This is a genomic window from Burkholderia sp. AU28863 (assembly GCF_002223195.1).
Lineage (GTDB): Bacteria > Pseudomonadota > Gammaproteobacteria > Burkholderiales > Burkholderiaceae > Burkholderia > Burkholderia sola.
In genome coordinates this window covers 657478-676840 of sequence record NZ_NKFE01000004.1, presented here as the reverse complement: position 1 = coordinate 676840, position 19363 = coordinate 657478, and the positions used below count along the sequence as shown (strand labels likewise).

General features: G+C 67.1%; 24 protein-coding genes. 18 read left to right on the top strand and 6 right to left on the bottom strand.

Going from position 1 to position 19363, the window contains the following annotated elements; genetic code table 11:
• Positions 1-69 precede the first annotated feature (69 nt).
• Positions 70-1623: a S41 family peptidase gene (locus CFB81_RS14735; protein WP_069620236.1), complete on the bottom strand. Its 1554-nt coding sequence runs from the start codon at positions 1621-1623 to the stop codon at positions 70-72.
• Positions 1624-1896: 273 nt separating this feature from the next.
• Positions 1897-2643, bottom strand: coding sequence for a 2,3-diphosphoglycerate-dependent phosphoglycerate mutase (gene gpmA / locus CFB81_RS14730; RefSeq protein WP_089435675.1), 747 nt, complete (start codon positions 2641-2643; stop codon positions 1897-1899).
• Positions 2644-2779: 136 nt separating this feature from the next.
• Between gpmA and CFB81_RS14725 the strand changes: the two genes are divergently transcribed.
• The 5 genes from CFB81_RS14725 (at position 2780) to CFB81_RS14705 (ending at position 5699) form a co-directional block, all read left to right on the top strand.
• Positions 2780-3202 (top strand): rhodanese-like domain-containing protein, encoded by a 423-nt coding sequence (locus tag CFB81_RS14725; protein WP_069620238.1) that lies wholly within the window; start codon positions 2780-2782, stop codon positions 3200-3202.
• Positions 3199-3459: a glutaredoxin 3 gene (gene grxC, locus CFB81_RS14720; RefSeq protein ID WP_006477722.1), complete on the top strand. Its 261-nt coding sequence runs from the start codon at positions 3199-3201 to the stop codon at positions 3457-3459. Before CFB81_RS14725 ends, grxC begins: the two co-directional genes overlap by 4 nt.
• Positions 3460-3566: 107 nt before the next feature.
• A complete protein-coding gene (gene secB / locus CFB81_RS14715) occupies positions 3567-4058 on the top strand; it encodes a protein-export chaperone SecB (protein WP_006481561.1) in 492 nt (163 codons plus the stop codon).
• Between the two features lie 25 nt (positions 4059-4083).
• Entirely contained in the window at positions 4084-5082 is a 999-nt protein-coding gene (locus CFB81_RS14710; RefSeq protein WP_069620239.1) for an NAD(P)H-dependent glycerol-3-phosphate dehydrogenase, read from the top strand.
• A 92-nt stretch (positions 5083-5174) separates the two neighbouring features.
• The gene (locus CFB81_RS14705; RefSeq protein WP_069620240.1) at positions 5175-5699 is read left to right on the top strand and encodes an O-acetyl-ADP-ribose deacetylase; all 525 of its coding nucleotides are present in this window, start codon (positions 5175-5177) and stop codon (positions 5697-5699) included.
• 34 nt (positions 5700-5733) lie between these two features.
• Here CFB81_RS14705 and trmL read toward each other — a convergent pair whose 3' ends face one another.
• Positions 5734-6204: a tRNA (uridine(34)/cytosine(34)/5-carboxymethylaminomethyluridine(34)-2'-O)-methyltransferase TrmL gene (gene trmL, locus CFB81_RS14700; protein WP_089435674.1), complete on the bottom strand. Its 471-nt coding sequence runs from the start codon at positions 6202-6204 to the stop codon at positions 5734-5736.
• A 101-nt stretch (positions 6205-6305) separates the two neighbouring features.
• On the bottom strand, positions 6306-7103 hold the full coding sequence (locus CFB81_RS14695; RefSeq protein ID WP_089435673.1) for a ComF family protein: 798 nt from the start codon (positions 7101-7103) through the stop codon (positions 6306-6308).
• 81 nt (positions 7104-7184) lie between these two features.
• Between CFB81_RS14695 and CFB81_RS14690 the strand changes: the two genes are divergently transcribed.
• The 8 genes from CFB81_RS14690 to CFB81_RS14655 all read left to right on the top strand — a co-directional run bounded on the left by CFB81_RS14690 (position 7185) and on the right by CFB81_RS14655 (position 14248).
• Positions 7185-8150 carry a methyltransferase domain-containing protein gene (locus tag CFB81_RS14690; protein ID WP_069620243.1) on the top strand — a complete coding sequence of 322 codons (966 nt, stop codon included), beginning with the start codon at positions 7185-7187 and terminating at the stop codon, positions 8148-8150.
• Between the two features lie 187 nt (positions 8151-8337).
• Positions 8338-8862: a DUF2244 domain-containing protein gene (locus tag CFB81_RS14685; RefSeq protein WP_069620244.1), complete on the top strand. Its 525-nt coding sequence runs from the start codon at positions 8338-8340 to the stop codon at positions 8860-8862.
• A 56-nt stretch (positions 8863-8918) separates the two neighbouring features.
• Positions 8919-10511 (top strand): cytochrome c oxidase subunit II, encoded by a 1593-nt coding sequence (gene coxB / locus CFB81_RS14680; RefSeq protein ID WP_089435672.1) that lies wholly within the window; start codon positions 8919-8921, stop codon positions 10509-10511.
• 43 nt (positions 10512-10554) lie between these two features.
• Positions 10555-12162 (top strand): cytochrome c oxidase subunit I, encoded by a 1608-nt coding sequence (gene ctaD / locus CFB81_RS14675; RefSeq protein ID WP_050014798.1) that lies wholly within the window; start codon positions 10555-10557, stop codon positions 12160-12162.
• An 80-nt stretch (positions 12163-12242) separates the two neighbouring features.
• Positions 12243-12383 (top strand): cytochrome oxidase small assembly protein, encoded by a 141-nt coding sequence (locus CFB81_RS36100; RefSeq protein ID WP_089435671.1) that lies wholly within the window; start codon positions 12243-12245, stop codon positions 12381-12383.
• A gap of 35 nt (positions 12384-12418) precedes the next feature.
• Positions 12419-13030: a cytochrome c oxidase assembly protein gene (locus CFB81_RS14665; protein WP_069620246.1), complete on the top strand. Its 612-nt coding sequence runs from the start codon at positions 12419-12421 to the stop codon at positions 13028-13030.
• A gap of 16 nt (positions 13031-13046) precedes the next feature.
• Positions 13047-13247 carry a DUF2970 domain-containing protein gene (locus CFB81_RS14660; protein WP_069620247.1) on the top strand — a complete coding sequence of 67 codons (201 nt, stop codon included), beginning with the start codon at positions 13047-13049 and terminating at the stop codon, positions 13245-13247.
• A gap of 143 nt (positions 13248-13390) precedes the next feature.
• Positions 13391-14248 carry a cytochrome c oxidase subunit 3 gene (locus CFB81_RS14655; protein ID WP_039346195.1) on the top strand — a complete coding sequence of 286 codons (858 nt, stop codon included), beginning with the start codon at positions 13391-13393 and terminating at the stop codon, positions 14246-14248.
• A gap of 174 nt (positions 14249-14422) precedes the next feature.
• Here the strand turns inward: CFB81_RS14655 and CFB81_RS14650 are convergent, their stop codons facing one another.
• Complete coding sequence (locus tag CFB81_RS14650; protein ID WP_006477735.1) at positions 14423-14632, bottom strand: twin transmembrane helix small protein; 210 nt, start codon at positions 14630-14632, stop codon at positions 14423-14425.
• Positions 14633-14716: 84 nt separating this feature from the next.
• Between CFB81_RS14650 and CFB81_RS14645 the strand changes: the two genes are divergently transcribed.
• The 5 genes from CFB81_RS14645 to CFB81_RS14625 are packed head-to-tail and all read left to right on the top strand — an operon-like array spanning position 14717 to position 18799.
• Positions 14717-15427, top strand: coding sequence for an SURF1 family protein (locus CFB81_RS14645; RefSeq protein WP_069620248.1), 711 nt, complete (start codon positions 14717-14719; stop codon positions 15425-15427).
• Positions 15428-15487: 60 nt separating this feature from the next.
• The gene (locus tag CFB81_RS14640; protein WP_069620249.1) at positions 15488-16114 is read left to right on the top strand and encodes a cytochrome C oxidase subunit I; all 627 of its coding nucleotides are present in this window, start codon (positions 15488-15490) and stop codon (positions 16112-16114) included.
• Between the two features lie 25 nt (positions 16115-16139).
• On the top strand, positions 16140-17252 hold the full coding sequence (locus tag CFB81_RS14635) for a heme A synthase (RefSeq protein WP_069620250.1): 1113 nt from the start codon (positions 16140-16142) through the stop codon (positions 17250-17252).
• Between the two features lie 8 nt (positions 17253-17260).
• Entirely contained in the window at positions 17261-18163 is a 903-nt protein-coding gene (cyoE, locus tag CFB81_RS14630; protein ID WP_069620251.1) for a heme o synthase, read from the top strand.
• Between the two features lie 18 nt (positions 18164-18181).
• Entirely contained in the window at positions 18182-18799 is a 618-nt protein-coding gene (locus CFB81_RS14625) for an SCO family protein (RefSeq protein ID WP_050014818.1), read from the top strand.
• A gap of 139 nt (positions 18800-18938) precedes the next feature.
• On the opposite strand, the gene CFB81_RS14620 is transcribed toward CFB81_RS14625, so the two are convergent.
• A complete protein-coding gene (locus tag CFB81_RS14620; protein ID WP_069620253.1) occupies positions 18939-19229 on the bottom strand; it encodes a YciI family protein in 291 nt (96 codons plus the stop codon).
• Between the last annotated feature and the right edge of the window lie 134 nt (positions 19230-19363).

Below are 19363 nucleotides of genomic sequence, written 5' to 3'. Positions count from 1 at the left end.
TTTTAGGCGCGCATGAAAAACGGGCCATCGCGGTCTTCCCGCGATGGCCCGTTGGATGCCGGCCGGCGCTTACTTCGGCGCGGAGGCGGGCTTCGGTGCGGAAGCCGGCTTCGCGGCGCTCGCGCCCGATGCCTTTGCACTTGCGGCAGCCTTGGCGGCCGGGCTCTTCGTCGTGCTCTCGGCGAGCAGCGACTTCGATTCCTGGACCGGCTTGCCTTCGAGCTTGTTGAGCGCCTGCTGCATCATGAAGTCGTCGGCGCTGCCGAACTCGATCGGCTTGCGATCGCGATCCTTCTGGCGCTGCTCCGGCGTCTTCTTGTCGTTCTGCTCCTCGAGAATGCGCAGCTGATCCAGCCGGCGCTGCTCGCGCTCTTCCTGTTCCTTCTTCTCGTTCGGATCCTGCGTGTTCGCGAGGTGGTTCGTGTAGTCGACCTCGCGCGTCACGAGCACGTCGTCCGGATCGCCGTCCGCGTACTGATCGACCGGCACGTCCGGCGTGATGCCCTTGTTCTGGATCGAACGGCCGCTCGGCGTGTAGTAGTACGCGGTGGTCAGGCGCAGCGCGGTGTCGGCCGTCATCGGGCGGACCGTCTGCACCGAACCCTTGCCGAACGTCGTCTTGCCCATGATCTGCGCGCGCTTCGAATCCTGCAGCGCACCGGCGACGATTTCCGATGCGGACGCCGAATACGCGTTCGTCAGCACGATCATCGGCACGGTCTTGAAGACGGGCGGCAGGTTCTTCAGCGGATCGCCGTCGAAGGACGGCAGGCGATAGTTGTCGTACGTATCGCGGTAGACCTGCTTCGAATCGGGGATCTGGCCGTTGGTCGACACGACGACCGAGTCGGGCGGCAGGAATGCGCCGGCCACGCCGACCGCGCTCTGCAGCAGGCCGCCGCCGTTGTTGCGCAGGTCGAGGATCAGCCCCTTCAGGTTCGGCTGCTGGCGCGCGATGTCCTGCAGCTTCTGCGCGAGATCGGGCGTCGTGCGCTCCTGGAAGCTCGTGATGCGGATGTACGCGTAGCCCGGGTCGAGCATCTTCATCTTCACGCTCTGGACCTTGATGATCGCGCGCGTGACGGTGACGGGGAACGTGCGGTCGTCGCTCTTGCGGAAGATCGTCAGCGTGACCTTGGTGCCCGGCTCGCCGCGCATCTGCTTGACGGCCTTGTCGAGGGTCATGCCGCGTACCGGCTTGTCGTTGATGCGCGTGATCAGGTCGCCCGGACGGATGCCGGCGCGGAATGCGGGGGTATCCTCGATCGGCGAGATCACCTTGACGAGGCCGTCTTCCTGCGAGATCTCGATGCCGAGGCCCGCGAAGCGGCCCTTCGTCTGCTCCTGCAGCTCGTCATAGTCGGTCTTGTCGAGGAACGACGAGTGCGGATCGAGGCTCGACACCATGCCCTTGATCGCGGCCGTCAGCAGCTTCTTGTCGTCGACCGGTTCGACGTACTCGCGCTTGATCTGCCCGAATACTTCCGCGAACAGGCGGAGCTGGTCGAGGGGAAGCGGCGCCGTGGCGGTCTGCTCGGCCGATGCGGAAACCTGCAGCGTGGCGAACACGCCCGTGGCGAGGCCCGCGGCAATCAGGCCGATGTTCTTCAAATTCATTCGCATAGAGAGTCTGGTGCGGTCGGGAAGCGCGTGGCGGTAGCGGGGATGTAGCGGACAAGTATAACTGTTCGTCCGATTACTCAGTGGAACGGCGCGAAAAGCGTCGAAAAGGCCGCTGAGGGCCCGGCCGGGGCGCCGCCGGGCGCGCTGCGGGGTTCGAAAGCGGTTTCGACCGCGGCAGGGCCGCGAAGGTTCGCGCGGCGTGCGGGCCGAGGCCGGAGCCCGGCGCGCCGCGCCGGAACGCCACCTCGGCCACCTCGGCCGCCGCGCCGGGCGTCAGCCCGCCTTGCCCTGCTTCGCGACGGCGGCCTGCGCCTGCGCGATCGCGTCCTGGTCGCCGAGGTAATAGTGCTTGATCGGCTTCAGGTTCTCGTCGAGTTCATACACGAGCGGCACGCCGTTCGGGATGTTCAGGCCGACGATGTCGCTGTCCGAGATGCCGTCGAGGTACTTGATCAGCGCGCGCAGCGAGTTGCCGTGCGCGGCGATCAGCACCTGCTTGCCGGCGCGCACCGCCGGCGCGATCGACTCGTTCCACAGCGGCAGCACGCGCGCGACCGTGTCCTTCAGGCATTCGGTGAGCGGCAGTTGCTCGCGCGGCACCTTCGCGTAGCGCGGGTCGTCGAACGGCGCGCGCTCGTCGGTCGGCTCGAGCGCGGGCGGCGGCGTGTCGTAGCTGCGGCGCCACACGAGCACCTGCTCGTCGCCGAACTTCGCGGCCGTTTCCGCCTTGTTCAGGCCCGACAGCGCACCGTAGTGGCGCTCGTTCAGGCGCCACGAGTGGACGACCGGCAGGTACATCAGGTCCATCTTGTCCTGCACGTGCCACAGCGTGCGGATCGCGCGCTTGAGCACCGACGTGTACGCGATGTCGAATGTGTAGCCGGCCTCCTTGAGCAATTCGCCGGCCTGGTAGGCCTCGTTGCGACCCTGTTCGGTCAGGTCGACGTCGACCCAGCCGGTGAAGCGGTTTTCCTTGTTCCACGTCGATTCGCCGTGGCGGATGAGAACGAGTTTGTACATGGATCTTGCGGTCGGTAGTGATAGGGAAGCGGGGCGCGTCGCGCGGCACCCGGACCGGGCCCGCCATCGCGCAAGGCGGTTATTTTATAATGGCGGGATTGTCCTCATCCGATTTCTCTTTTTCCGGCGGCATTCCGTGACGTTCTTTACCCATTACACGAACCTGGCCCTTATCGCGATCCTGCTGGTTTCCGGCGGCCTGCTGGCGTGGCCGGCCTTGCGCCGCGGCCGCGGCGGCCTGTCGGCCGCGGAGGCGACGCAGCTCATCAATCGCCGCAACGCGGTCGTGATCGACCTGCGCGCCGCGTCGGATTTCGCCGCCGGCCACCTGCCGTCGGCGCGCCAGATCGCGGCGGGCGAGATCGGCGCGAAAATTGCGCAGGTCGCGAAGAACAAGAGCACCCCGGTGCTGCTCGTCTGCCAGAACGGCCAGCAGTCGCAGAAGGCGGCGCGCGAGGTCGAGGCGGCCGGTTACGCCGAGGTGCACGTGCTCGAGGGCGGCGTGGCCGCCTGGCAGCAGGCCGGGATGCCGGTCGTCAAACAAGGAGTGGCGAAGTGAACAAGGTTTTGATGTACAGCACGCAGGTGTGTCCGTATTGCATGCAGGCCGAGCGCCTGCTGAAGCTGCGCGGCGTCGAGCAGATCGAAAAGGTGCTGATCGATCGCGATCCGGCCCGCCGCGAGGAAATGATGACGCGCACGGGGCGCCGCACGGTGCCGCAGATCTATATCGGCGACACGCACGTCGGCGGTTACGACGATCTGTCGAAGCTCGACCGCGAAGGCGGCCTCGTGCCGCTTCTGCAAGCGGCCTGATTAGGGCAGAATGGCCGCCGGCCGCGCCGCGGCTTGGGCGCGCAGGATTCATCCGTGGCGGCCGGCGAGAAGCCGGGCCGCCCCGTCACCACTTTTAGGGAAACACCATGTCCGACGTCGAAAACCAACCGTTCTTCAACATCCAGCGCGTCTACCTGAAGGATATGTCGCTCGAGCAGCCGAATTCGCCGGCGATCTTCCTCGAGCAGGACATGCCGTCGGTTGAAGTCGAAGTCGACGTCAAGGCCGACCGCCTCGCGGAAAGCGTGTTCGAAGTCGTCGTGTCGGGTACCGTCACCGCGAAGGTGAAGGACAAGGTCGCGTTCCTGATCGAAGCGAAGCAGGCCGGCATTTTCGACATCCGCAACATTCCGGACGAACAGCTCGATCCGCTCGTCGGCATCGCGTGCCCGACGATCCTGTTCCCGTACCTGCGCTCGAACATCGCCGACGCGATCACGCGCGCCGGCTTCCCGCCGATCCACCTGGCCGAAATCAACTTCCAGGCGCTGTACGAGCAGCGTCTCGCGCAGCTTCAGCAGCAGGCCGGCGCGGCAGGTGCACCGAACGGCGCGCCGAATGGCACGACGCTGAACTGACGTTTCGCTCGGACCGGTGCTGGGTATGAAAGTAGCCGTTCTCGGCGCCGGTGCCTGGGGCACCGCGCTCGCGGGCCATCTGGCCGCGCGGCACGATACGCTTCTGTGGGCGCGCGACGCCGCGCTCATCGCCGGGCTGCAGGCCCGGCACGAAAATTCCCGCTATCTCGACGGCATCGCGCTGCCTGCTGCGCTGCGCTACGACGCCGATCTCGGCGCCGCGCTCGCGCATGGCGCCGCGGACGACGCGCTGTGCGTGATCGCCGCGCCGGTGGCCGGGCTGCGCACGCTGTGTCACGCGATGCGCGACGCGGGTTGCGTGCCCGCGCACGTCGTCTGGGTCTGCAAGGGCTTCGAGGCCGACACGCACCTGCTGCCGCACCAGGTGATCGCGGCCGAACTGCCCGAACAGCGGAGCAACGGCGTGCTGTCGGGCCCGAGTTTCGCGCGCGAGGTCGGGCAGTCGCTGCCCGTCGCGTTGACGGTGGCGAGCGCGTCGGCCGAGTGCCGCGAGCGCACGCTCGCCGCGTTCCATCACGGCGCGATGCGGATCTATACCGGCGACGACGTGGTCGGCGTCGAGGTCGGCGGCGCGGTGAAGAACGTGCTGGCGATCGCGACCGGCATTTCCGACGGTCTCGGCCTCGGGCTGAATGCGCGCGCCGCGCTGATCACGCGCGGCCTCGCCGAAATGTCGCGGCTCGGCGTGGCGCTCGGCGGCCGCGCGGAAACCTTCACGGGCCTCACGGGCCTCGGCGACCTGATCCTCACCGCGACGGGCGACCTGTCGCGCAACCGCACGGTCGGGCTGCAACTGGCGGCCGGCCGCACGCTGAACGACATCCTCGGTGCGCTCGGCCATGTGGCCGAAGGCGTGCGCTGCGCGCAGGCCGTGCTGGCGCTCGCGCGCGCGCAGTCGATCGAAATGCCGATCACGCAAGCCGTGTGCGGCGTGCTGTTCGACGGGATCGCGCCGCGCGACGCCGTCAGCGGCCTGCTGCGCCGCGACGCGCGCGCCGAGTAGCACGGGCGGGCGCCGCTCGGCGCGGTTGCGCCGGGCGCGCGGCGCCAAATCGGACTACGCTTGAATCGTCTCCGGCGTTCCGCGAGGGTGTCATGCTGCAGATCCATTCCACCACGCTCGATGCGCAACGCGTCGACATCACGACGCTCGACGTCGATGTGATCGTCAACGCGGCGAACGGCTCGCTGCTCGGCGGGGGCGGCGTCGACGGCGCGATCCACCGCGCGGCCGGCCCCGGCCTGCTCGCCGAGTGCCGCACGCTCGGCGGCTGCGACACCGGCGACGCGAAGCTCACGCGCGGCCACGGGCTGCCGGCGCGCTACGTGATCCACGCGGTCGGGCCGGTCTGGTACGGCGGCGCGCGCGGCGAGGCCGACCTGCTCGCGTCGTGCTACCGGCGCGCGATCGAGCTGGCCGAGGAAGTCGCCGCGACGTCGATCGCGTTTCCGGCGATCAGTTGCGGTATCTACCGCTATCCGGCGCAAGAGGCCGTCGACATCGCGGTCGGCACCGTCACCGAAATGCTGGCGCAGGCGCCGAACCTCGCACGCGTGGTGTTCGCGTGCTTTTCTTCCGACATCTACGACCTGTACCGCGCGCGGCTCGCGCGAACCTGACGCATCTGGTGCGGCGGGCCGCGCTCGGCAAGTTTCAGGCGCCGCCTTCGAAGCCGGCCTGGCGCCACGCCTCGAACACGACCACCGCGACCGTGTTCGACAGGTTCAGGCTGCGGTTGTCCGGCCGCATCGGCAGGCGCACGCGCCGTTCGTTCGGGAAGCGTTCGAGCAGCTCGGCGGGGAGGCCGCGCGTTTCCGAGCCGAACACGAACCAGTCGCCGGGCAGGAACGCGTGATCGTGGAAGCGGCCCGAGCCGCGCGTCGTGAACGCGAACATCCGCGCGGGATCGGGCGTTTCGGACGCGACGAACGCGTCCCAGTCGCGGTGCACGCGCATCTGCGCATACTCGTGATAGTCGAGGCCGGCGCGGCGCATCCGCGCGTCGTCGAGCGGAAAGCCGAGCGGCTCGATCAGGTGCAGGTGCGCGCCGGTGTTCGCGCACAGGCGGATCACGTTGCCGGTGTTCGGCGGAATTTCGGGGGCGACGAGGACGACGTTGAACATGTTTCGGTTTGGCTGGGCCGGCCGGGCCCACGCAATACACGCGTGCACCCAGCCGGCCGGTTCGTGACGGCCGCTTGCGGGCGGCCGGCCTCTCTATCTAATTAATCCCTGGCGGTGCGCAGCGCAACCAGATTCGTCACGCGCGCGGCGCCCGCCGCCTTCAGCGCGTGCGCGGCCGCCGCGAGCGTCGCGCCGGACGTCATCACGTCGTCGACGAGCGCGATGTGGCGGCCGGCGACGCCGCCTGCCACCGCGAAAGCCGCCATCACGTTGTCGCGCCGTGCGTGCCGGTCGAGCCGCGACTGCGGTGCGGTGTCGGCGACGCGCGCGAGCAAGGCCGCGTCCGCTGGCACGCCGAGCCGGCGCGCGAGCGGACGCGCGATCGCCCACGCCTGGTTGTAGCCGCGCGCGACGAGCCGCCGGTGCGACAACGGCACCGGCGCGACGAGATCGAAGCCGCTGGCGCCGCGCGTATCGTCGACCAGCCGCGCAAGCCGGGCCGCGAATTCGCCGCCGAGCGCGAGCCGCGCGTGAAACTTCAGGCCGCGCGCGAGCCCGTCGAGCGGCGGGCGGTAATCGGCGAGCGCGAGCGTCGCGTCGAACGGCGGCGGCGCGGTGCGGCATGCGTCGCACAGGTACGCGGCCGCGCGACCGGCGCCGGGGCGGCCACCGTGGGGCCGGCGCGCGTGCCCGACACCGAGCGGCACGGCGCAAACCTCGCAGCGCAGCCGCGCTTCATTCCAGTACGCGGCATCGCAGGCGCCGCAAATCACGGTGTGTGACAAATTGCCGCACAACGCGCAGCGATTCGGCAGCGTGACCGCGGCAACGCGCACGACCAGTGCTCGAATCTGCGACAAAACGACGCGCATCGTGCGCTCGGCGGAACCGCGGACCATCGCAACACTCCAGGCATGCCGCCTCGATGAAGCTTGCGAGGCGAGCGAGTATACTTCGGGCTCTTCGCCAGTGTGCCCGACATGTCCCCAGCTTCGACTTCAACCGGCCGTCCGGCCAATGACGCCAGGCGCCTGCGGCGGATCTTCGACCGCCGTGCCGCCACGTTCGATGCGGTTGCGTTCCTGCCGCGCGAGATCGCGCAGCGGATGAACGAGCGCCTCGAATACATCAAGGTGAGCCCCGCGGCCGTGCTGGATGCGGGCTGCGGCCCGGGCGACGACCTGCCGGCGCTGCGCGCGCGCTTTCCGGAAGCGCCGGTGTTCGGCGTGGACCTGTCCGGTGCGATGCTCGCGCGGGCCGGTCAGCGCGAGGTCGAGCAGACCACCTGGCGCCGCTGGCTGCCGGCGTCGCTCGGCCGCGCGCTGGGCCAACGCGGCCCGCGCGTCGCGCAGGCCGACTTCGCTACGCTGCCGTTCCCGGGCGGCGCGTTCGACCTGATCTGGTCGAATCTCGCGCTCCACTGGCATTCGCGTCCCGATACCGTCTTCCCCGAATGGCAGCGCGTGCTGCGCGTGAACGGGCTGCTGATGTTCAGCACGCTCGGCCCCGACACGCTGCGCGAGCTGCGCGCGGCCTGCGCGGACGCCGAAGCGTCGCTCGGCGTCGCGCCGCCCGCGGCGCGCGTGATCGATTTCGTCGACATGCACGACCTCGGCGACATGCTCGTCGAGAGCGGCTTCGAGATTCCCGTGATGGACCAGGAAGTGCTGACCGTCACCTACCAATCCCCCGATTCGCTGCTCGCCGACGTGCGCCGCTGGGGCGCCTATCCGTTCGAGCGCACGGCCCCGCAGCACGCGACGCGGCGCTTTCGCGCGGCGCTCGGCGATGCGCTGGACGCGCGCCGGCGCGAGGACGGCACGATCCCGCTCACGTTCGAGGTGATCTACGGCCACGCATGGAAGGCCGTGCCGCGCACGACCGCGGAAGGGCACGGGATCGTGCGCATCGAGGATATCGGCAAGGGGCGTCCGAAGAATCGGTAAAGAGGGGTTTTGTTATGTCCGAAATTAGCGGCGCAAAGCGGGGTCGAATTGGCGGCAAAAACGGCCGGGAAGCTTGTCGCGCTTGGCTTGGCGGGCGATAGGCGCTTGCTTGTGGATGCCATTGAACCCGCCTATAATGCGTCAGCTTGTCGTCCCGGGGTCCCCGCAATACGGGGCGGCGAGTCCGATGCAGGCATGCATCGCATGCCATTCGCGTGAGGCGGCGATGGAAGCAGCGAGCGTTTTGGCGAAGACGGCGGACAGCGAACCGGTCCTCGAAGACTGGCTGATGAAACGCAACTGTTCGGTGTCGCCACGCCAGTTCGTGCTGTTTTACGCGTCGCTCGCAGGCTTCTCGCTGGCGATCGCGGCGTTGCTGATGTGGAGAGGGGCCTGGCTCGTCATGCCCTTCACCGGCATCGAGTTGCTGGCGGTGGGTGTCGCGTTTGCGATCCATGCTCGCCATGCGGTCGATTACGAGCGCATCAGGCTGTTCCCGCACCGGCTCGTGATCGAGCGGATGGATGCGGAGCGGCTCACGCAGATCGAATTCAACCCGCGCTGGGTGCGGGTCGAGCCGGGTGCGACGCCACGCGATCCGATTCGACTGGTATCGCGTGGGCAGACCGTCGTAATCGGGCAGCATCTCGCGCAGTACAAGCGTGCGCAGTTCGCCGACGAACTGCGCGTGTCGCTCAGGCGCTGCGGCTGACGAGGCGCAGTCATCGGCCGGAACAGGCCGGCGGCTTGCGACGGGGGAGGGTTTGAATGGAAATTTTGGGTAAGGATGCTATGAAAACAATCAAGCGAGCCCTCGCGGGCGTGCTGGCATGCAGCGGATTGCTCTTTGCCGGTGCGGCCCTGGCGGTCGGTGATAGCCCGGGCGGCCCCCGTGTCAACGAGATCAACTTTCAGCCGCCTGTCACGAAGATCGCCGAGGAGCTCTACGATCTCCACACGATGATGCTGATCCTGTGTACGGTGATCTTCGTCGGCGTGTTCGGCGTGATGTTCTATTCGATCTTCGCGCACCGCAAATCCAAGGGCCACAAGGCCGCCAATTTCCATGAAAGCACGACCGTCGAGATCATCTGGACGATCGTGCCGTTCGTCATCGTCGTGCTGATGGCGCTGCCGGCGACGAAGGCCGTCGTCGCGATGAAGGACACGACGAACGCCGATCTCACGATCAAGGTCACCGGCTACCAGTGGAAGTGGGGCTACGACTACGTGAAGGGCCCGGGCGAGGGCATCGGCTTCCTGTCGACGCTGACCACCCCGCGCGACGCAGTGATGGGCAAGAAGCCGATCACCGACACCTATCTGCAGGAAGTCGACAATCCGCTCGTCGTGCCGGTCAACAAGAAGATCCGCATCATCACGACCGCGAACGACGTCGTCCACTCGTGGTACGTGCCCGCGTTCGGCGTGAAGCAGGATGCGATCCCCGGCTTCGTGCGCGACACGTGGTTCAAGGCCGACAAGGTCGGCACGTTCCGCGGTTTCTGTACCGAGCTGTGCGGCAAGGAACACGCGTACATGCCGGTCGTCGTCGAAGTCCTGTCGGACGACGACTACGCGAAGTGGGTCACCGCGCAGAAGGCGAAGCTGGCCGGCGCGGCAGTCGATCCGAACAAGGTCTACACGATGGCCGAACTCGTCGCGCACGGCGAGGAAGTCTACAAGGCGAACTGCGCGGCCTGCCACCAGGTGAACGGCAAGGGCCTCGGCGCATTCCCGGCGATGGACGGCAGCCCGATCGTGAACGGCCCGATCGCCGCGCACGTCGAGCGCGTGCTGCACGGCAAGGGCGCGATGCCGTCGTGGGCGTCGCTGTCGGACCTCGACATCGCTTCGGTCGTCACGTACGAACGCAACTCGTGGGGCAACCACAAGAACGACCTGCTGCAGCCGAAGCAAGTGGCCGACGCACGCAACGGCAAGCTGCCGGAAGACACGGCGGGCGCGACAGCGGCACCGGCCGAAGCGGCTTCAGCGCCGGCGCAAGCCGCGTCGGGCGCCGAGCAGCCGGCGGCAGCGGCATCGGCCGCGCTGTCGACGATCTACTTCGAGACGGGCAAGAGCGTGCTGCCGGCCGACGCGAAGGCGGCGATCGCCGCCGCGGCCGACTATGCGAAGGCGCATCCGGACGCGAAGCTCGCGCTGTCGGGCTTCACCGACAAGACGGGCTCGGCCGACGCGAACGCCGAACTGGCGAAGCATCGGGCGCAGGCCGTGCGCGATGCGCTGAAGGCAGCAGGCGTGGCGGAAGACCACATTATTCTCAAAAAGCCGGAAACGATCACGGGCGGGGCTGACGCGAAGGAAGCCCGGCGTGTCGAGATCGGCCCGGCGGCTTGACGTGTCGCTGAGTTAGTCGACGTATTCGCATTAGGAGATTCTCATGTCTAGCATCGGGCACGACGTAGCCGCGGACCACGCGCACGACGACCACGCGCACGAAGCCCCGCACGGCTGGCGTCGCTGGCTGTTCGCCACCAACCACAAGGACATCGGTACGCTGTACCTGCTGTTCTCGTTCATCATGTTCCTGTCGGGCGGCGTGATGGCGCTCGGCATCCGTGCGGAGCTGTTCGAGCCGGGCCTGCAGATCATGCGTCCGGAGTTCTTCAACGAACTCACGACGATGCACGGCCTGATCATGGTGTTCGGCGCGATCATGCCGGCGTTCGTCGGCTTCGCGAACTGGATGATTCCGCTGCAGATCGGCGCATCCGACATGGCGTTCGCGCGGATGAACAACTTCAGCTTCTGGCTGCTGCCGGTCGCGGCCGTGCTGCTGGTCGGTTCGTTCTTCGCGCCGGGCGGCGCGACGGCCGCCGGCTGGACGCTGTACGCGCCGCTGTCGACGCAGATGGGCCCGGGCATGGACTTCGCGATCTTCGCGGTCCACATCATGGGCGCGTCGTCGATCATGGGCGGGATCAACATCGTCGTGACGATCCTGAACATGCGCGCACCGGGCATGACGCTGATGAAGATGCCGATGTTCGCGTGGACGTGGCTGATCACCGCGTACCTGCTGATCGCGGTGATGCCGGTTCTGGCAGGCGCGATCACGATGGTGCTGTTCGACCGCCACTTCGGCACGTCGTTCTTCAACGCGGCAGGCGGCGGCGACCCGGTGATGTACCAGCACATCTTCTGGTTCTTCGGCCACCCCGAGGTGTACATCATGATTCTGCCGGCGTTCGGGATCGTGTCGCAGGTGATCCCGGCGTTCGCACGCAAGACGCTGTTCGGCTACAGCTCGATGGTGTACGCGACGGCATCGATCGCGATCCTGTCGTTCATGGTCTGGGCACACCACATGTTCGCGACGGGCATGCCGGTCACCGGCCAGCTGTTCTTCATGTACGCGACGATGCTGATCGCGGTGCCGACGGGCGTGAAGGTGTTCAACTGGCTCGCGACGATGTGGCGCGGCTCGATGACGTTCGAAACCCCGATGCTGTTCGCGATCGGCTTCCTGTTCGTGTTCACGTTCGGCGGCCTGACGGGCCTGATGCTCGCGATGGCGCCGCTCGACATCCAGTATCACGGCACCTACTTCGTGGTCGCGCACTTCCACTACGTGCTGGTGGCCGGTTCGCTGTTCGCGCTGTTCTCGGGCTGGTACTACTGGGCGCCGAAGTGGACGGGCTGGATGTACAACGAGACGCGCGGCAAGATCCACTTCTGGGCGTCGATGATCTTCTTCAACCTGACGTTCTTCCCGATGCACTTCGTCGGTCTCGCGGGCATGCCGCGCCGCTATGCGGACTACCCGGCGCAGTTCACGGACTTCAACCAGGTGGCGACGATCGGCGCATTCGGCTTCGGCCTCGCGCAGGTGTACTTCCTGTTCGCGGTCGCGCTGCCGGCCTACCGTGGCGGCGGCGATCTGGAAAAGGCGTCGGACAAGCCGTGGGATGGCGCGACGGGCCTCGAGTGGACGGTGCCGAGCCCGGCTCCGTTCCACACGTTCGAGCAACCGCCGCACGTCGAGTAAGTTTCACCGAGCGTTCCGCCGCTGCCTGCCGTGCAGGCAGGCGCGGCGGGCGCGGAACGGAAGTTTCAGCGAAGTTTCAGATGACCCGGAATCCATCAGAAAGACGAACGCCCGAGCAGATTCGCGCGGGCAACAAGCGGCTCGGCCTCACCCTGCTCGTCATCGCCGCCGTTTTTTTCGTGGGTGTCGTGATCAAGCAGTGGTGGCTGTCCACCCACTGATGCAGCAACTGACGCAGTAGCGAGGAAGTCGTCGTATGTCGAAGCCGGAAGAGGGCGCCGTGGATCGCGCGTTCAATCGTTCGATGCTGGTGAAGCTCTTCGTCGTGGCCGGGCTGATGTTCGGTTTCGGCTTCGCGCTGATCCCGATGTATCGGGCGATCTGCCAGATCACCGGCATCAACAACCTGGTGCAGCGCGATGTCAGCGCGCGCGAGGTGAAGAACTCGCAGGTCGACACCAGCCGCACGGTGTCGGTCGAGTTCGATGCGAACGCACGCGGGCCGCTCGGGTTCAAGCCGGAGCACAACAGCCTCGACGTGCATCCGGGCGAACTGACGACGATCGTGTACGACGTGACGAACGGGCAAGGCCGGCCGGTCGTGGCGCAGGCGATCCCGAGCTACGCGCCGAAGCAGGCGACGGAGTTCTTCAAGAAGATCGAGTGCTTTTGCTTCACGCAGCAGACGCTGACCGCGAACGAGTCGCGCAAGATGCCGGTGGTGTTCGTGATCGACCCGAAATTGCCGAAGGACGTGAAGACGATCACGCTGTCGTACACGTTCTTCGAGCTGAATACCCCGGCCACGCCGGCACCGGCGCAGCGCAGTACGGCGGCGGCGCAGGGTGCGGCGAAGCCGGACGCATGACGAAGGAGGCGGGGCGATGACGGAAGTCAAGCGGAGCGGAACGTTCGGTCAGGCGCTGAAAGCGGTGCTGTGGTCGTTCTTCGGGGTGCGCAAGCGGCGCGACCTGGAGGCCGACGCGACGCAGCTCAATCCGCTGCACGTGCTGATCGTCGCGTTGATCGCGGCCGGCATGTTCATCGGCGTGCTGATCCTGATCGTGCGTGCGGTCGTGGGTTGAGTAGCGGCTCGCGGCCACGAAAGAATGCAGTGCGCGGCGCCACGGCGCGGCGTGCGAGAAAGAGCGGTGGCGGTCTCGCCGCGCAAGAAATAAAGCCGGAGCGGTTTCCGGTACACAAATTGGACTGAAGTGGAGAATCAAGCATGAGCGGTCAAAACCAGACCCCGTACTATTTCGTGCCGCATCCGTCGCAGCATCCGATCAGCGCGGCCATCGGCCTGCTGGTCATGCTCGGGTCGACAGCGCTGTGGATCAACGGTCACGACTGGGCGCCCTTTACGGCGCTGCTCGGCCTGCTGTGGTTGCTCTTCACGCTGTATCACTGGTTCGGCGACGCGATCGCCGAATCGGAAGGCGGTCATTACGGCAAGAACGTCGACAAGTCGTACCGCTGGAGCATGAGCTGGTTCATCTTCTCGGAAGTCATGTTCTTCGGCGCGTTCTTCGGCGCGCTGTTCTATGCGCGTGAAATCGCGCTGCACCAGCTCGGCAGCCTCGACTACAAGCTGATCTGGCCGGACTTCTCCGCCGTGTGGCCGAACGAAGGCCCCGCCGCGCTCGCCGGTCACTTCAAGACGATGGGCCCGTGGCCGATCCCGACGCTGAACACCGCGTTCCTGCTGTCGTCGGGCGTGACGCTGACGATCTCGCACCACGCGCTGCGCGACGATCATCGCAAGAAGGCGATCGCGTGGCTGGCCGCGACGCTCGTGTTCGGTATCTGCTTCCTGTTCCTCCAGGGCTTCGAGTACTACCACGCGTACAACGAACTGAACCTGACGCTGAACTCGGGCGTGTACGGTTCGACGTTCTTCCTGCTGACCGGCTTCCACGGCTTCCACGTGTTCCTCGGCGGCACGATGCTCGCGGTGGTGCTGGTGCGGATGATCCGCGGCCATTTCAAGCCCGATCATCACTTCGCATTCGAAGGCGCCGCGTGGTACTGGCACTTCGTCGACGTCGTCTGGCTCGGCCTGTACGTCGTCGTCTACTGGCTGTAAATGGAAAAACGGCCCGCGCAGCGATGCGCGGGCCGTTTTCATTGGTGTCGCGGGCGCGGCGGCGAAGCTGCGGGCGAGACCACCCTGGCGCCGCCGCGACTCAGTCAGGCGGCGCTTTTACTTGGTGGCGCGGCCGTGCGGCTAAATGTCACGGCGGCCGGCGCGGCGACGGCATCAACGTCCGATCGGCAAACCGGTCGAATGGATCCAGCCCATCCAGTTCGCGAACAGGATGAGCAGGAACAGCGACACCGACAGCCCGACGCGGGTGGCGAGCGACCAGACCATGCGTTTCGTATGGCCGCGGTCGTGCATCATGAAGTAGAGCGCCGAGCCCATGCTGGCAATGATGAGGACGAAGGCGATGGGAACGAGTATGTGCATGACGCGAACCGGACGACGGCAATTCGAAAGGAAGAGGATAATTATCGCACTTCGCTTTCGCGAACGCGCCGGGCGGGCCGCCCGATGAAGATTCGCTGGCTGCCTGCGCTGCTGATCCTCGTCGTCGTCGCCGTCACGATCCGGCTCGGTTTCTGGCAGCGCGACCGCGCGCACCAGAAGGAAGCGCTGCAGGCGAGCATCGCGCGCTACGAGCAGGCGGCGCCGGTCGACCTCGGCGCGCAGCCGGTTCCGCTCGCGTCGATCGAGTTTCATCGCGTACGGGCAAAGGGCCGTTTCCTGCCCGAGCAGGCGGTGTTCCTCGACAATCGGCCGTATAACGACCAGCCGGGTTTTTACGTCGTGATGCCGTTTAAACTCACGGGCGGCGGCGTCGTGCTCGTGAACCGCGGCTGGCTGCCGCGCAACATCGCCGATCGCACGGCGATCGAGCCGTTCGCGACGCCGGCGGGCGACGTCGAGATCGTCGGCATCGCGCGCGCCGACGCGTCGCGCGCGTTCGAGCTCGGCGAAGGCGGGTCGGCCGCGCACCAGAAGATCCGGCAGAACCTCGACGTCGCCGCGTATGCGAAGGAAACCGGGCTGCCGCTGCAGCCGTTCGTGATCCAGCAGACGAGCGACGACGGCGACAGGCTCGTGCGCGACTGGCCGGCGGCGACGACCGGCGTCGAGCGCAATTACGGTTACATGTTTCAGTGGTGGGCGATGGCGGCGGCCGCGCTCGGCTTCGGCCTGTACGCCGCGCGGCGTGCGGCGAAGAAGTCGGCCGGCGCGTGAGCGTCATGCCAGGACGCGGCGCCGGCGCCGCGGGTTCGTTTCGAGAGGTCTGATTTGTCCATGCAATCTTCCCGTCAGGGTCCGGCCGCTGCGCCGATGTCGCCCGCGGCCCGCAAGCGCGGCCGCTGGATGCTCGTGCTGCTCGGTCTCGTGTGCGCCGCGCCGATGATCGCGTCGTACTTCACCTATTACGTGATCAAGCCGAAGGGCGGGTCGACGAACTACGGCACGCTGATCGAGCCGCAGCGCCCGATTCCGGCGGATCTGCAGGTCACCGACGAAACCGGCAAGACGGTGCCGCTGTCGTCGCTGCGTGGGGTCTGGCTGTTCGTGATGACCGACCGCAGCGCGTGCGACGACGCGTGCGCGCAGAAGCTCTATTTCATGCGCCAGATCCGCGTCACGCAGGCGGGCGAACGGCACCGGATCACGATGGTGTGGCTGCGCAGCGATGCGGGCGCGGTGCCGCAGAAGGTGCTGGACGCATATCCGGACACGCGCCGGCTCGTCGCCGATCCGGCCGCGGTGGCCGCGTGGCTGCCGGCCGATGCCGGCACGAAGGACAGCGACCACATCTACATGGTCGACCCGAACGGCAACCTGATGATGCGTTTCCCGAAAGACCCGAATCCCAGCAAGATCAAGTCGGACGTGACGAAGCTGCTGAAGTGGTCGAGCATCGGTTAAGGCGAGAGAGCGAGGCACCATTCCGATGTCGTATCTACTGCAACTCGGCCTGATCGGCGCGTGCATCGCGCTGCTGCCGCTGTCGTACGTGTGGGTGAAGGCCGACGACGACAAATTCCGCAAGCTCGTGTGGATCACCACGTTCCTGACGCTCGATCTCGTGATGTTCGGCGGCTTCACGCGGCTGACCGATTCGGGCCTCGGCTGCCCCGACTGGCCGGGCTGCTACGGCACGTCGTCGCCGTTCATCGCGCACGCCGCGATCACGGCCGCGCACCAGGCGATGCCGACCGGGCCGGTCAGCATGACGAAGGCGTGGATCGAGATGATCCACCGCTATTTCGCGATGGCGATCGGCGTGCTGATCATCGCGCAGGTGGCGATCGCGTGGGCCGCGCGGCTGCGCCGCCGCCCGCTGCACGTGTCGCCGTGGTGGCCGACGAGCCTGCTGCTGCTGATTCTCGTGCAGGGCGCGTTCGGCGCATGGACGGTCACGATGAAGCTGCAGCCGGTGATCGTCACGATCCACCTGCTGCTCGGCCTCACGCTGCTCGGCACGCTCGGCTGGCTCGCGGCGCGGCAGACGCCGCTGCCGTCGCATGATCCGGAGGCCGGGCGTTACCGGGCGGCCGCGCTCGCGGCGCTCGTGCTGCTGGTCGTGCAGATCGCGCTCGGCGGCTGGGTGAGCACCAACTACGCGGTGCTCGCGTGCACCGACTTCCCGACCTGCAACGGCCAGTGGATTCCGCCGATGGACTTCCAGCACGGCTTCCACCTGTGGCGCGCGCTCGGGATGACGAAGGATGGCGACGCGATCACGCAGGACGCGCTGGTCGCGATCCACTGGACGCACCGCACGTTCGCGTTCGTCGTGGTCGCGTATCTGGTCGCGTTCGCACTGAAGATGCGCCGCTTCGAATCGCTGCGGCGGCCCGCGAACGGCGTGCTGCTGGTCGTCCTGCTGCAGTTCGTGACGGGCCTGACCAACATCGTGCTGCAGTGGCCGCTGCCCGTCGCCGTCGCGCACAACGGCGGGGCCGCGATCCTGCTGCTGCTCGTCGTCATGTTAAACTTTCGCATCCTTTCAAGTCGCCCCGGCCGTGTCGCGCAGCCTGCGCGCGACGCCGCCCCGGCGTGACCGTCCCCATGCAAAGCACCCTCTCCCAATCGCCCGGTAGCCGCTTTTCCCAGTACATGGCGCTGACGAAGCCACGTGTCACGCAGCTCGCGGTGTTCTGCGCGGTGATCGGCATGTTCCTCGCGACGCCGGGCATGGTGCCTTGGCATGTGCTGATCGGCGGCACCGTCGGCATCTGGCTGCTGGCCGGCGCCGCGTTCGCGATCAACTGCCTCGTCGAACAGAAGATCGACGCGATGATGCGCCGCACCGCGTGGCGTCCGTCCGCGCGCGGCGAGATCACGACGCCGCAGATCCTGCTGTTCTCGGCCGTGCTCGGCAGCGTCGGCGCATGGACGCTCTACACGTTCACGAATCCGCTGACGATGTGGCTGACGATCGCGACGTTCGTCGGCTACGCGGTGGTCTACACGCTGCTGCTCAAGCCGATGACGCCGCAGAACATCGTGATCGGCGGCGCGTCGGGCGCGATGCCGCCGGCGCTCGGCTGGGCTGCCGTCACCGGCGCGGTGCCGGGCGACGCGTGGATCCTCGTGCTGATCATCTTCGTGTGGACGCCGCCGCATTTCTGGGTGCTCGCGCTCTATCGCCGCAAGGATTACGAGAACGCCGGGCTGCCGATGCTGCCCGTCACGCACGGCGAGAAGTTCACGCGGCTGCACATCCTGCTGTATACGGTGATCCTGTTCGCGGTCACGATGATGCCGTTCATTTCCGGCATGAGCGGGGCCGTCTACCTGACGAGCGCGGTGCTGCTCGGCGCGGTGTTCCTCGCGTATGCGTGGAAGATCCATCGCGACTATTCGGACGAACTCGCCCGCAAGGCCTTCCGCTACTCGATCGTCTATCTGTCGCTGCTGTTTGTCGCGCTGCTCGTCGATCACTATGCACGTCCGCTGCTCGGCGTGTAACCGCACGGTTTGAACGCAATGCTCCCATCACGGTTCGGGCGCCGCGCGCGCCAAGGCTGGATGCTCGCGTGCGCATTCACGGCAGCGCTGCTGCTCGCCGGATGCGACAACGCGCCGAAATTCCAGAATCTCGACATCACTGGCAACACGCAGTTCGGCAGCGATTTCTCGCTGCCCGATACGACCGGCAAGGTCCGCACGCTCGCCGACTTCAAGGGCAAGGCCGTCGTGATGTTCTTCGGCTATACGCACTGCCCGGACGTGTGCCCGACCACGATGGCCGAGCTGTCCGAAGCGCTGAAGCAGCTCGGGCCCGATGCCGCGAAACGCGTGCAGGTGCTGTTCGTCACCGTCGACCCGGAACGCGACACGCCGGCGCTGCTCGGCCAGTACGTGCCCGCATTCGATCCGTCGTTTATCGGCCTGCGGCCGGCCGACGAAGCGGCGCTCAAGAAGGTCACGAAGGATTTCCGCGTGTACTACGCGAAGGTGCCCGGCAAGACGCCCGGCAGCTATACGATGGATCACACGGCCGCGAGCTACGTGTTCGATCGCGATGGCAAGCTGCGCCTGTTCGTGCGCGACGGCCAGGGCCCGGCCCCGTGGGTCCACGACCTGAAGCTGCTGGTCGACTGACCGGCAGCCGCCGGGCGCGCGGCCCGGCGTCTCGCGTGACGGCCGTTTCGCGCCATCACGTCTTCCCTCTCGCTTCGTTGTGCGCATGCGCTGCCCGCCGGGCGGCGCGTCGGCATGCGCGCGTCGTGCCGAAGCCGCGTTACGGCAGCGCCGGCAGGTTGAAGCCGGACGCGGCGCGCGTGATCCGGAATTCCGTCACGCGATAGGTGGCGAGCCCCTCGGTGACGAACGGGTCGGTTTCGAGGATCGCGTCGAGTTCGTCGCGATCGATGCGGGCCGCGAGGATCACGCCGCCTTCGCGCGGCACCTTCGGTCCCGCCGCGATGAAGATGCCCTTGTCGAACTGCGGCTGCAGATACGCGCGGTGGCGTTCGAGCGCGTCGTCGATGCGCTCGAGCGACGCGGTGTAGTGGATGTCGATGACGTACATATGGATGGCCCTGGAATGATGCCGGCGCTTCGGGCGCCGGCCGGTCTTTTTAGCACAGCGGACGCGGGCTGTCGCGCCGGCGCCCGCGCGACGGGCTGCGTGCCCGTCGATCGCCGGTTCGCTGCGGCGACGCG

What these genes read in the sequence shown, in the direction of transcription:
- gpmA (WP_089435675.1), bottom strand. Translation starts at nt 2,643, where the DNA reads ATGTACAAACTCGTTCTCATCCGCCACGGCGAATCGACGTGGAACAAG.
- CFB81_RS14620 (WP_069620253.1), bottom strand. Translation starts at nt 19,229, where the DNA reads ATGTACGTCATCGACATCCACTACACCGCGTCGCTCGAGCGCATCGAC.
- cyoE (WP_069620251.1), top strand. Translation starts at nt 17,261, where the DNA reads ATGCAAAGCACCCTCTCCCAATCGCCCGGTAGCCGCTTTTCCCAGTAC.
- ctaD (WP_050014798.1), top strand. Translation starts at nt 10,555, where the DNA reads ATGTCTAGCATCGGGCACGACGTAGCCGCGGACCACGCGCACGACGAC.
- CFB81_RS14665 (WP_069620246.1), top strand. Translation starts at nt 12,419, where the DNA reads ATGTCGAAGCCGGAAGAGGGCGCCGTGGATCGCGCGTTCAATCGTTCG.
- CFB81_RS36100 (WP_089435671.1), top strand. Translation starts at nt 12,243, where the DNA reads ATGACCCGGAATCCATCAGAAAGACGAACGCCCGAGCAGATTCGCGCG.
- CFB81_RS14660 (WP_069620247.1), top strand. Translation starts at nt 13,047, where the DNA reads ATGACGGAAGTCAAGCGGAGCGGAACGTTCGGTCAGGCGCTGAAAGCG.
- CFB81_RS14655 (WP_039346195.1), top strand. Translation starts at nt 13,391, where the DNA reads ATGAGCGGTCAAAACCAGACCCCGTACTATTTCGTGCCGCATCCGTCG.
- coxB (WP_089435672.1), top strand. Translation starts at nt 8,919, where the DNA reads ATGGAAATTTTGGGTAAGGATGCTATGAAAACAATCAAGCGAGCCCTC.
- CFB81_RS14625 (WP_050014818.1), top strand. Translation starts at nt 18,182, where the DNA reads ATGCTCCCATCACGGTTCGGGCGCCGCGCGCGCCAAGGCTGGATGCTC.
- CFB81_RS14735 (WP_069620236.1), bottom strand. Translation starts at nt 1,623, where the DNA reads ATGCGAATGAATTTGAAGAACATCGGCCTGATTGCCGCGGGCCTCGCC.
- CFB81_RS14645 (WP_069620248.1), top strand. Translation starts at nt 14,717, where the DNA reads ATGAAGATTCGCTGGCTGCCTGCGCTGCTGATCCTCGTCGTCGTCGCC.
- CFB81_RS14690 (WP_069620243.1), top strand. Translation starts at nt 7,185, where the DNA reads ATGTCCCCAGCTTCGACTTCAACCGGCCGTCCGGCCAATGACGCCAGG.
- CFB81_RS14650 (WP_006477735.1), bottom strand. Translation starts at nt 14,632, where the DNA reads ATGCACATACTCGTTCCCATCGCCTTCGTCCTCATCATTGCCAGCATG.
- CFB81_RS14705 (WP_069620240.1), top strand. Translation starts at nt 5,175, where the DNA reads ATGCTGCAGATCCATTCCACCACGCTCGATGCGCAACGCGTCGACATC.
- CFB81_RS14695 (WP_089435673.1), bottom strand. Translation starts at nt 7,103, where the DNA reads ATGGTCCGCGGTTCCGCCGAGCGCACGATGCGCGTCGTTTTGTCGCAG.
- secB (WP_006481561.1), top strand. Translation starts at nt 3,567, where the DNA reads ATGTCCGACGTCGAAAACCAACCGTTCTTCAACATCCAGCGCGTCTAC.
- CFB81_RS14710 (WP_069620239.1), top strand. Translation starts at nt 4,084, where the DNA reads ATGAAAGTAGCCGTTCTCGGCGCCGGTGCCTGGGGCACCGCGCTCGCG.
- CFB81_RS14685 (WP_069620244.1), top strand. Translation starts at nt 8,338, where the DNA reads ATGCAGGCATGCATCGCATGCCATTCGCGTGAGGCGGCGATGGAAGCA.
- CFB81_RS14635 (WP_069620250.1), top strand. Translation starts at nt 16,140, where the DNA reads ATGTCGTATCTACTGCAACTCGGCCTGATCGGCGCGTGCATCGCGCTG.
- trmL (WP_089435674.1), bottom strand. Translation starts at nt 6,204, where the DNA reads ATGTTCAACGTCGTCCTCGTCGCCCCCGAAATTCCGCCGAACACCGGC.
- CFB81_RS14640 (WP_069620249.1), top strand. Translation starts at nt 15,488, where the DNA reads ATGCAATCTTCCCGTCAGGGTCCGGCCGCTGCGCCGATGTCGCCCGCG.